Source organism: Alphaproteobacteria bacterium 33-17 (genome assembly GCA_001897445.1).
In the GTDB taxonomy this organism is placed as follows: domain Bacteria; phylum Pseudomonadota; class Alphaproteobacteria; order Rickettsiales; family 33-17; genus 33-17.
Map to the genome: position 1 here is coordinate 18,385 of MKSX01000001.1, position 11,794 is coordinate 30,178.

An 11,794-nucleotide genomic window follows, 5' to 3' on the forward strand; every position below is an offset into this window, starting at 1 on the left:
TCATTTATTTTATCAATGGTTCCAAAATGAATATTCCTATTGCAAATAAAAAAGATTTTGTTCATAACTATCATGGTAAGCAGTATCATGATGATTATCACTGGCTTAAAGATACAAAAATTCTGACTACTAAAACACCGGAAATTATAAGCCATTTAGAAGCAGAAAATAAATACACAGAAGAATTTTTTAAAGATAAAAAAGATTTAATTGATACTTTATATAAGGAAATGGTAGGTCGTGTTAAGCTTGATGATGAAACTGTGCCAGTTGAAATTGACGGATATAAGTATTTCTCGCGTATAAAAGAAAATCAAAACTACTATGCTCATTATCGTATAAATCTAAATAGTAAAGAAGAGTTAGTACTAGATGAAAATGCTCTTGCGATATCAGACTACTTAAGCGTAGGTGCAATATCTGTAAGTAACACACACAAATTTGTTGCGTATAGTCTTGATAGAGTAGGTAACGAAAGGTATTTGCTAAAAATTAGAGATATTTCTGCTAATGTAGACTTAGAACATGAAATTGATAATGTAGTTGATGACATAGTATGGAAATCAGACGATACAGGATTTTATTATGTAATTCCTGATGAAGCATGGCGACCATATAAAATCATGTATTATGATTTAAAAAGTAAACTAAGTCATGAAATTTTCCATGAAAAAGAAGAAACATTTAGAGTTAGTATTGCTAAATCTAGCGATAGTGAATATTTGCTAATAGACGTACGTAGTTATACAGCTAGTGAGTATTATGTTACAAAACTTTCAGAGCAGAATTTAACCAAAATTTATGATAGATCTAAAAACGCTATAATGTATTTAGATCATGGCAATAATAATTTTTATGCACTTGTAAATGATGTTGAGCGTAATTTTAGGCTTGTAAAAATAACGGGTGATAAATTGGAAGATATAATTAGCGCTGATAAAAAAGTTTACTTAAGAGACATGGCTTTATATGACGGTGCTATTGCAGTTCATTACCGTTCTAATGGGCTAGATTATATTAAATATTCTACTGATATGGGTAAATCATGGAATGATATTAAATTTGACCAGGATTCATATTCTGCATCTATCATGCCAACTTATTATAAGAATACATCTATAAGATATAATTATTCATCGCTAAATACTCCGAATGAAGTTAGGAACTTTGACTTTAAAAAGAATGAATATTCTTTACTGAAATTTTTGGAAATTCCATCTGGATTTAAAAAGGAAGAATATACAGTAAAACGTGAGTTTGCAAAATCATATGACGGTACTTTAGTACCAGTTTCTGTATTATATAAAACAAACTTATTTAAAAATAACGGTGAAAACCCACTCTACTTATATGGTTATGGCTCTTACAGTATATCATCAGACCCAAAATTTAACCGTAATGTTATTTCATTAGTAGATAGAGGGTATGTATACGCCATTGCTCACATTCGTGGTGGCGATGAAATGGGTTTTGACTGGTACGAAAGCGCAAAATTTCAAACAAAAAAGAAAACATTTGAAGATTTTGTATCTGCCGCAGAACATATGGCAAGCAATAATTATACAAAGCCTGGTAATATTACCATAATGGGCGGAAGTGCTGGTGGTATGTTAGTAGGCGCTGCTATGAATATGAAGCCTAATTTGTTTAAAAACGTTGTAGCCCACGTACCATTTGTTGATGTAATTAATACGATGATGGACAGCACTCTTCCTCTTACGGTAAACGAATATATGGAATGGGGAGATCCAAATAAAAAAGACATTTTTGAATATATTTTATCATATGCGCCATATAATAATTTAAACTCTGTAAGTTATCCTAACATATATGCAACTACTAGTCTTGGCGATACAAGGGTTGCATACTGGGAGCCAGCAAAATGGATCGCTAAAATTAGAGAAATTAAAACTAATAATCCAGTGATTTTATTTGAAACTAATATGGAAGCAGGGCATGGCGGTGCATCTGGAAGATTTGGGTATTTAAAGGATAAAGCAAAAGAGTATGCATTTATTTTAGGCATTGAATAAAAAATACTTGCCAAGAAAGTAAATAAATTATAATTTGCGCAAACTAAAATTTCACTGTATTATTTAAAAATATTACTAGAAATTGGGGGATTTGGTGCGCTACATTATATGTTTAATAAGTATTCTTTTTTCAGTCAACGCAAACGCCAATTCTCAGGAAATTGTAGAACCTAATGCTGTAAATACATTGTGGATGCTTGTTTCAGCGGCACTAGTTATGATTATGACCCCTGGTGTTGCTTTTTTCTATGCAGGAATGGTGAGTCACAGAAGTGTAATATCAACATTGCTACAAAATTTTATTGCCTTATCAGTTGTAGGCGTTTTGTGGGTAGTGGTGGGCTATAGTCTAAGCTTTGGAGAAGGAAATGCTTTCTTAGGTAGTGCTACAAAATATCTTATGCTCTATGGCGTTCACAATGAAATAATTTTAGATGCAAAAGTTACGCATTTGTCCTTTATAGCTTTCCAAATGATGTTTGCCTGTATAACGCCTGCACTTATGACTGGCGCAATGGCAGAAAGAGTTAACTTTAAAGCCTGGATATTAGTTCTGATGATATGGAGTCTGGTAGTTTATGCGCCAGTTGCTCATTGGGTTTGGGGACCAGGTGGATGGATAGGTGCTCATGGAGCTTTAGATTTTGCGGGCGGTTTAGTTGTTCATACTACAGCAGGAGTAGGTGGTTTGGTGTCTGCATTAGTAGTAGGTAGCAGAGCCGAATCTAACACATATTCTAAAGACGTATCTATGGTAATGCTTGGCGGGACACTATTATGGTTCGGATGGTTCGGCTTTAATGCTGGTTCTGCGATTGTAGTGGGTCAGCTTGCTTCATATTCGTTCATGACTACATTTGTAGCTGCTGCAATTGGTATGATAGTATGGATGCTGGTTGACTGGCTTAGAAATAGTAAATTTAGTGCTATTGGGGGTATGACTGGTGCAATTGTAGGATTGGTTGCAATTACTCCGGCTGCAGGTTATGTATCTATTTCCTCCTCTATATTTATTGGGACAGCAGCAGCAATTGTATGTAATTTATCATCTCATATTATAAAAAATAAAACAAAACTCGATGATACTTTAGATGTATTCGCATGTCATGGAATTGGCGGCATAGTTGGTTCAATTATGACTGGTCTGCTTGCTTCAAAAGTTATAAATCCATCGATTGGTACAGAATGATATTTTATAAGTGGTGAAATAGAACTATTAAAATCTAATATTATTGGAGCGATTATAGTGACATTCTACACTGCAATTGTAACATATTTAATAATCAAACTGGTAAATTTGATTACACCTATAAGAGCTAAGGATGATGCACTGAGTGTAGATTTAGATCAGCACGGTGAATTAAATAGATAAATATTAATAATAAGGAAATAGTATATGGCAACTAATTCAAAAATTTCAGAGATTTTAAGTATTATATATGAGAAGGTTGAGAAATTTGCCAATATTAATGAAAAGATTGCGACCCAAACTACGTTGCTTTCATTAAATGCTAATATTGAAGCTGCAAGATCAGGGGAACATGGAAAGGGATTTGCAGTAGTTGCAGATGAAGTGAAAACCTTAGCAAAAAACTCATCTACTACTGCAAAGGCATTTAGACAAGAAGTAATGGAAGTGCTTGAAAAGGCTAAAGTAATTTCAGGTGATCTTGAAGAACGTAGTGATAGTATGGAGTATTTAAGGCTTTCTGAAATGTGCAAAACCCTTGTGCAGCTTATAGTCAGAAATCTTTATGAAAGAACGGCTGATGTAAGATGGTGGGCGACCGACACCTCACTTGTAGATGCTATTACAAATCCTACAGAACATAATATTAATTTTGCCAGGGACAGGCTTGGTATAATAAATTCATTTTACTCAGTTTATTTAAACTTAGTACTAGTTGATAAAACTGGAAAAGTTGTCGCAACTTCAAATAAAAATCGTTTCCCTGAACTAAAAAACGCTGATTTGTCTCATGTTGAATGGGTAAAGGATGCATTTAATACTAAATCAGGTACAGAATATATAACAGTTGATATATACAATGATAAATATCATGAAAATCAGCTAGTATCAGTATACGCAACTGCCATACGTGAAAATGGTAAATCAAATGGAGAAGTTATTGGAGCGCTGGGTGTATTTTTTGATTGGGAACATCAGTCAAAAATTATAGTTGAAGATGAGCCTTCTCTAAATAGGGATGAATGGCATAAAACAGAAGTAATGTTACTTGATAACAAATACAGAATTATAGCATCTTCTACAAAGAAAAATTTACTTCAAGAATTTAAACTAAATCATGGCAATAATACGTTTGGGCATTACGTAGATAATAATAAAATAATTGCATATGCCAAAACTCTTGGATATCAGGAGTATGATGGTCTGGGATGGTATGCAGTTATTGCTCAAAATATCTAAATTTTAGTTTTATAGCCATTTTCAAATGCCTTATCAAGATTTTCGCTAAACTCTTTGTCTGAACATTTTGTATAATTGTGTAAATCAACGATCCATTTGAAAAATTTAGAAGGCAATAACTTACCTTTCTTTAAAACAAATAAATCACCTTTATCAAGAGTTAAGGTTGGTTTTAAGTCTACAGGCTCATCAGTATCGTATAATACTTTGCCTTTTATAGTATTAGTATTATTAATAAACAAAGATTTTAACCTGGTTTTTGCTAATATATTGTATGCTAATTTAAATGGCGCTCTGATAATATTTCTAGGCTTAAAAATATTAAGCCATTCTAAACTATGTTTTTTAAGTAATAAATTAATAAGAGTACCAGTGCTTAAATAGCTAAAATATAATTTATAATATAGACAAACAATTTTAGGAAACTTATAGCTAACAGTTATTAATGCTAGATTATTCACTGTATCAATAAGAGTTAGCTTTTTAGCAGATGCATTTTGTATAATTTTGAAATTTGAAAGATTCATCTCGTGTGCTTTAATATGCAAATATGTAAGTTTTGCTTGCATTACATATAATAACTGCACTTCATATGAAACATTGCGTTTCCATTCCTTATAAATAAGTAAAGTTCGCGCGCTGTGAAATATAATATCCTGACCAGCTTCACCAAATATATCAATATTATGTAGTACTTCTTCGTGTACAGGAATGTCTCTCGATATAGGGTCTTGAACTGAAGGATAAAAATAGCTATTTATACCTTTACCTAAATGAAAGCTAATAGTTTGCAGGCACACATCTGTACCCCAGCAATCACCGAAACCGTCTATTATTCTAAACCACTTCAAGGTGATGACATAAAAGCAGTCTGGTAAATAGTTAGGCTGACCAATATTATAGTAGTTTAAATACTTGGCATGGGATAATTTAAGCCTGAATATATCATCTGGATAAAAGCCTTTAAACCTTCTAATGACGCTATCCCACCCTTTATTGAACCTTGCTTCATCGGTAAGAAGCATTGCAAAATAAGCGTCCTTATCAATGCTTTTATAGCATAATCTATTATTAATCCATTGGGTATAATAGCCGTATAAACGTGGTGATACGATTTTTTTAATAACAAAGGGATACGCTATTTTGTCGTCTAAAAAGTTATACTGATCCTGTATATCATCATCGATTTTTACAATTAGCTCAACATCCTCGGGTTTGTCGGTATTTACCTTAAAGCTTTCAAGTAAAGCCTTCATCTCACTAGGTCTACGGGTAGGAATGGTAATTGATATTAAGCAGCGATCCATAGTTATAATCCTTAGTTTATAAATTTTGGGGCTATGTTAACCAAAAATTTTTTTATTGCAAGTGGATAGCAATAAATTTAATTACTAACAGCTTTTAAATGTTGTAAGTATTTGCTATTATGAGTACTTGAAGTTTATTGATTTATAGTTTATGAATATTGCAAAATATTATCAAAAAATATATTTAGGTGAAATGTATGAAAAAAATAGGATTTATTGCTGCATTATTATGCGTGCATAATGCAAGTGCTGAGAATGTATCATTAGAAAGAGACTTGAAAAAGCTTTTGCCAAGTGAAAAAATTAGCGTAAGACATGTAAATAGCAATGTAGCACTTCATGGGAATGTAAGTACTCCTGAAGTTGCAAAAAAAGCATTAGAGATTGCTAGTCAGTATGTTGATGGTGATCATGAAGTTATTAATATGCTAAAGCTTGAAAATGGTCAGCAGGTATTATTAAAAGTAAAATTCGGTGAGCTGAGCAGAAAAAGCTATAATAACTTAACGAATACATGTGGTGTAAATTCAGCTAAATTAACTGCCTGTATCAATGACTTATCTCTAAAAGGCGCATTTAAAACGTATAGCGAGCCAAGTTTGGTTGCCGCATCAGGCGAGACTGCATATTTTGCAACAGGTGGGGAAGTTGCGGTTCCTCATTTTGATAGTGAAAACAAAAAAATTGTTTCATATAAGCCATATGGCGTGAAACTTTCATTTACACCAAAAATTGTTGCTCATAACAATATAAGAGTTGCAGTTGACTATGAAATTTCAAATAAAGTTAAATCTGGTTTAAGTTCATTCCCTGAATTTGCTACAAGTCATGCAACAACAACTGTTGAGCTTGCGCCAGGCGAAAGCTTTATGATTGCAGGTTTGCTAAATGATGAGTCACATAAATCAGTTGATAATAAAGGCGCTCTTGGTTTTATATCAGGTTTGTTCCCGTCTTCGTCTTATGAGCAAAAAGAAATTGTAATTTCTATTACGCCATATCTTGTTAACCCAATGACAAACGAAGAAGTAAAATTACCTACAGATGATACTGATGTTGATACTGAGCTTAATAAAATTCTTAAAGGAAAATTAAAAAGCTCAAACTCAACATTTATTGTTGAATAAACATTTTAAGGGGCGGTAAAGCCCCTTTTTTTGGTTATATAACTATGAAATACCAGTTTTACGTATATGTGTCATATTTTGTTTTTATCATTATCCATATTGCTATAGCATATTTTACTGCTAAGAATTACATTAAATATAAACAATTATAATATATGTACGCCCAAAAAAAGAAACGCCTAATATTACTATCTATTATTACAATTATTGGGTTTTTGCTAATATTTATTATAGTGAATGAATTCAATAAAAATGTCGTATTTTTTTATTCACCATCTGATTTAGATTTCAATAACAATAAAATTGTTAGATTAGGAGGGTTGGTAAAACAACATAGTGTTATAACTCACACTCATGGTAATTACGAATTTATAATTGCTGACACAAAGCAAGATATAAAAGTTATATACCAAGGAATACTTCCTGATTTATTTCGTGAGAATCAAGGAGTAGTAGTCACTGGAAAAGTCGTGGATTCACATTTTATAGCTACAGAAGTATTAGCGAAACACGATGAAAACTACATGCCTAAAGAAGTTTATGAAACGATGCGTAAAAATATTAGTAAAGATTAGACCTTATAAAGAACTCTATTGCAAAATTTATAATATCAACTATTGTAGGCATGTTTTAAAAATAAACTTGGTGTAAAAATGAATAATAAAATACTAGCTGTAATTTTTTTCCTTACAAGTATATTTATTGGTGTTTGTAATGATATTATAACTAAATATTTGGGTAGTAACTTAGATAGTTTAGAAGTAGTATTTTTTAGATTTTTATTTGCAACCATAATTCTATTGCCATTTGCATTTAAAAAGAATGTATCACTTTCAACAAGTAATCCTAAAATTCATTTGCTAAGAGGATTTTTACTTTTTGGTGGTATTTGGATATGGAGCCATTCCTTAAGTCATATAAATGTTGCAACAGCTACGGTAATCAATTTTACAATTCCTATTTTTACACTTATACTTGCACGCTTAGTATTAAAAGAAAAAGTATGTAAATGGCGTATTATAGCAACATTCTCAGGTTTTATAGGAGTGGTAATTATTGCTAATAAACCAGGTAATTTTGACAATATAGTATTGTTTGTATTATTTGCGTCTTTTATGTTTGCTGTGCTTGATATTGTAAATAAAAAATATGTAGTTAAAGAGTCATTGATTGCCATGCTTTTATATTCTAATTTAGCTACTCTTTTATTTACTATACCATTCTTGATTGGCGATTTTGTAATGCCTACAGAAAAGCAATTAGTATTATTATTCATATTAGGTGCTGGGGCTAATATGTTATTATATTTCTTACTCAAAGCATTCGCACTGGCAGATGCGTCATATTTAGTACCATTTAGATATACTGAAATATTAATCGCAGGTCTAATGGCATACATATTCTTTGGTGAAAAACTCCACGATAATACTATCATTGGAGCATTGTTTATTATACCAAGTACATTATTTATAAGTTATAGAGCGTCAAAAAATAAAGAGGTTTAAAATGACAGAAATTTTAGAAAAAGTAGATGCAATCGACCTTAAGGTAACAGCACTTCCACATCATGAAGGGCTTGAAATGCCTTTTTATGCAACAGTTAGCTCTGCAGGTATGGACTTGCTTGCAGCTGTAAGCGAAGATATTGTAATTGAGGCTGGCAAAATTGCATTAATTCCAACAGGTATTTGTATTGAGCTTCCTGAGGGTTATGAAGCGCAAGTTAGACCTAGATCAGGCTTAGCATTTAAAGAAATGGTAACAGTACTAAATAGTCCTGGAACAATTGATGCAGATTATCGCGGTGAAATTAAAGTAATACTAATCAATCATAATAATAAAGACTTTGTAGTAAGCAGAGGAATGCGTATAGCACAAATGGTTGTTGCTAAATACGTAAGGGCTGATATAAAGTTAGTAGATTCTTTAAGCGACTCGGATAGAGGAGCTAAAGGTTTTGGATCAACAGGAGTTAAATAAATGACAGTACAAATTGCAAACGCAAAAGATATAGAAATTGGTGCAGCTACAGAAGGTGTAGTTGCTAGTGATCTTAAAACAACACCAAAGCCAGAAATTGAGCAAAGCATTATGAGCTTTCTGCCATTAGTAGTAATTTTTGCTGTAATGTATTTTTTAGTTATCAGACCTCAAAATAAAAAGCAAAAAGAACACCACAAAATGGTAAACGAGCTTAAAAAAGGTGACAAAGTAGTTTTAACAGGTGGTATGATAGGTATCATTGTAAAAGTTGAAGACGAAAAATTCATGCAGGTTGAAATTGCGCAGAACGTTAAAGTAAGGTTCTTAAAAAGTGCGGTTGCTGAAACTATAAATGACGATAAAAAAGCATTACCAAGCGAAGAATAGGAGCTAATCTTGAGATACTGGAAGCTTACATTATTTGCACTATTATATATATTAGTAGGTATCATAATAGTACCATCATTTACTGGTAGTAATTATGGTGCAGTAAATATGCCAAGAATTAATCTTGGACTGGACTTAAGGGGTGGTTCTCAATTACTTTTAGGTATAGAGTTTGAATCATTCTTAAAAGATCAGTATAGCCAGATTTTAAGTGACGTACGTAAAGCCATGCGTACTGATAAAATAGGTTATATGTCTCTTGAATCAAAAGCTTCTGGTATTTCATTCAAAATGAGAAATCATGATGATTTTAGCAAAATAAAATCTACAGTTAGAAAAATAGATAATAGATTATCTTTAGAAAAAAACGGCGAAGATATTGAAATATTCTTTAATGATGCAGCAATTAGCGACCTAAAAAAGAGCGTAGTTGAACAGTCAATTGAAATTGTTAGAAGAAGGGTAGATGAAACAGGCGTAACAGAGCCTATTATACAGCCAAGGGGCTTAAGTAATATTGATTTGCAAGTTCCTGGTCTTTCTTCGCCTGATCAACTTAAGTCGCTACTTGGTAAAACCGCTAAACTTACTTTCCAATTAGTAGATGAAGATTCAAGCAGAGCTTTAGGCGTAACAAAAGTTGTTCCATCTGAATCTGTTTTAGTATCGTCTAAAGAAGGCGGTGATATTGTACTGAAAAGAGAAGTATTACTTACTGGAAATGATTTAGTAGACGCACGAACTGTATTTGATCATGGATCTCCTGCGATTTCTTTTAAATTTAGTAATTATGGAGCAAAGAAGTTTGCCGATATCACAAAGGAAAGCACAGGCAGAAGATTTGCTATTTTATTTGACGGCGAAGTTATTAGTGCGCCAGTTATAAAAGAACCAATCCTTAGCGGTTCTGGTATTATATCTGGTAAGTTTACAACCGACTCTGCAAATGAGCTTGCAATGTTACTTAGAGCAGGTGCATTGCCCGCGGAACTTACAATTTTAGAGGAAAGAACTATAGGTCCTAGCCTTGGTATTGACTCAATTGAATCTGGTAAAGTTTCGGGATATATAGCTTTTGCTTTAGTTGCAGGATTTATGATAGTAGCTTACGGCGTGTTGGGTTTATTTGCAAACATTGCACTAATTGCTAACATGGCGCTTCTTTTTGCAATGCTTTGCATTATGCAGGCAACTTTAACATTACCAGGTATTGCGGGTATAGTTCTTACCATCGGTATGGCAGTAGATGCTAACATTTTAATATTTGAAAGAATCAGAGAAGAAATTAAGCTTGGATATGCAGTAAACACAAGTATTGTTAAGGGTTTTCAAAATGCTTTTAACGCTATTTTCGATTCTAATATTACAACCCTTATAGTAGCACTCATGCTTTTCCTTTTCGGTACTGGTCCTGTAAAAGGATTTGCTGTAACCTTGAGCTTAGGAATAATTGCCTCAATGATTTCTAATATTGGTTTTGCTAAGCATTTGCTTCTTTTCTGGTCTGAAAAATTTCATATTAAGAGCATTAAAGTATAAATGGACATCACCCCTTTACTTGCAAAAACTAAACTAAATATTTTTAAGTATGGTGAAGGGAACTTTGAAACGAATCAAGGTGTTTTTAATTCTTCTATAATTGCGATGCCTAGTAAGGCGATGGCTGCTGAATTTACCAATCTTGACGCTATCGATAAATCAATTTTTGAAAATAACCCTATAGTTATTATAGGAACTGGCAAAACTCAAATTTTTGATAATGATCTTCGTAATTATTTCTTAAATCTAGGTATAAATCCTGAATTTATGACTACGTCTGCTGCAATTAGAACTTTTAGCGTTTTGAATCTGGAAGATCGAAATGTAATTGCTATGCTTCAATTGATTTAATGTTTTTATATAGTGAATTAAGTATAAGTTTGCATGTGTCATTTCCTCACTCATGTAGGTTTTACTACATTTCGTTCGTCATTCATGTGTAAACATAAACTTAATTCACTATAATCTGAGATTTTGTTAACTTTTAATATCTTATCTATTTATATAGTAATGTCACAAAATACATTGCAATTTTTGCAACTGTAGAAGTTCAAAGTTTCGGTAACGGTCATTGCGAAAAATGCGAAGCATTTTGTGGCAATCTAATTGAATGTAATTAATATTTATATATTTGATTTAGCGCTTCCTATAAATGGAAGAAAAATGACTGACCTAAGGTGCTCAGTCATTTTTAATTTTGATGATTATTGGCGTCTATTTCTAACACTTTTCTCTTACTAAAAGTTTAAACTTCTACAATTGTGAGGAAAATGGAGTTTTTCATAGATTACTTCAAAATATTGCATATTTTTCGTAATGATGATAGTTACTACTCATGTCATCGCGAGGAAAATGAAATTTTCCGCGGCGATCCATTACTTATTATGGATTCCCACGAGGTACTGTGTACCTCTCGCAATTGTATAGGTTCGGAGTATCGGTGACGGAATTTTGAGTGAAAAGGGTTGACAATAAGTCTGAAAGGGTTGT

At 32.4% G+C, this 11,794-nt stretch carries 10 protein-coding genes and 1 pseudogene; 10 read left to right on the top strand and 1 reads right to left on the bottom strand.

Annotated elements, in window-relative coordinates; translation table 11 throughout:
- Window positions 1-26: 26 nt before the first annotated feature.
- From BGO27_06240 to BGO27_06250, 3 genes and pseudogenes are all read left to right on the top strand, one after another.
- A complete protein-coding gene (locus BGO27_06240; GenBank protein ID OJV17265.1) occupies window positions 27-2,033 on the top strand; it encodes a hypothetical protein in 2,007 nt (668 codons plus the stop codon).
- 193 nt (window positions 2,034-2,226) lie between these two features.
- A pseudogene (locus BGO27_06245) lies at window positions 2,227-3,405 on the top strand (ammonia channel protein).
- 24 nt (window positions 3,406-3,429) lie between these two features.
- The gene (locus BGO27_06250) at window positions 3,430-4,461 is read left to right on the top strand and encodes a hypothetical protein (protein OJV17255.1); all 1,032 of its coding nucleotides are present in this window, start codon (window positions 3,430-3,432) and stop codon (window positions 4,459-4,461) included.
- On the opposite strand, the gene BGO27_06255 is transcribed toward BGO27_06250, so the two are convergent.
- Window positions 4,458-5,768 (bottom strand): hypothetical protein, encoded by a 1,311-nt coding sequence (locus BGO27_06255; protein OJV17256.1) that lies wholly within the window; start codon window positions 5,766-5,768, stop codon window positions 4,458-4,460. The two genes, BGO27_06250 and BGO27_06255, sit on opposite strands and share 4 nt — an antisense overlap.
- A gap of 197 nt (window positions 5,769-5,965) precedes the next feature.
- Here BGO27_06255 and BGO27_06260 point away from each other — a divergent pair, with 197 nt between their 5' ends.
- From BGO27_06260 to BGO27_06290, 7 genes are all read left to right on the top strand, one after another.
- The gene (locus tag BGO27_06260; protein ID OJV17257.1) at window positions 5,966-6,895 is read left to right on the top strand and encodes a hypothetical protein; all 930 of its coding nucleotides are present in this window, start codon (window positions 5,966-5,968) and stop codon (window positions 6,893-6,895) included.
- A gap of 155 nt (window positions 6,896-7,050) precedes the next feature.
- The gene (locus BGO27_06265) at window positions 7,051-7,470 is read left to right on the top strand and encodes a cytochrome c biogenesis protein CcmE (GenBank protein ID OJV17258.1); all 420 of its coding nucleotides are present in this window, start codon (window positions 7,051-7,053) and stop codon (window positions 7,468-7,470) included.
- Between the two features lie 78 nt (window positions 7,471-7,548).
- Window positions 7,549-8,400 (top strand): hypothetical protein, encoded by an 852-nt coding sequence (locus BGO27_06270; GenBank protein ID OJV17259.1) that lies wholly within the window; start codon window positions 7,549-7,551, stop codon window positions 8,398-8,400.
- Between the two features lies 1 nt (window position 8,401).
- Window positions 8,402-8,875 (top strand): deoxyuridine 5'-triphosphate nucleotidohydrolase, encoded by a 474-nt coding sequence (locus BGO27_06275; GenBank protein OJV17260.1) that lies wholly within the window; start codon window positions 8,402-8,404, stop codon window positions 8,873-8,875.
- 111 nt (window positions 8,876-8,986) lie between these two features.
- Window positions 8,987-9,265, top strand: a complete 279-nt coding sequence (locus tag BGO27_06280; GenBank protein ID OJV17266.1) for a preprotein translocase subunit YajC — start codon at window positions 8,987-8,989, stop codon at window positions 9,263-9,265.
- Between the two features lie 6 nt (window positions 9,266-9,271).
- Window positions 9,272-10,804 carry a protein-export membrane protein SecD gene (locus tag BGO27_06285; protein OJV17261.1) on the top strand — a complete coding sequence of 511 codons (1,533 nt, stop codon included), beginning with the start codon at window positions 9,272-9,274 and terminating at the stop codon, window positions 10,802-10,804.
- On the top strand, window positions 10,805-11,155 hold the full coding sequence (locus BGO27_06290) for a hypothetical protein (GenBank protein ID OJV17262.1): 351 nt from the start codon (window positions 10,805-10,807) through the stop codon (window positions 11,153-11,155). It abuts the gene before it with no gap.
- Window positions 11,156-11,794: the final 639 nt, after the last annotated feature.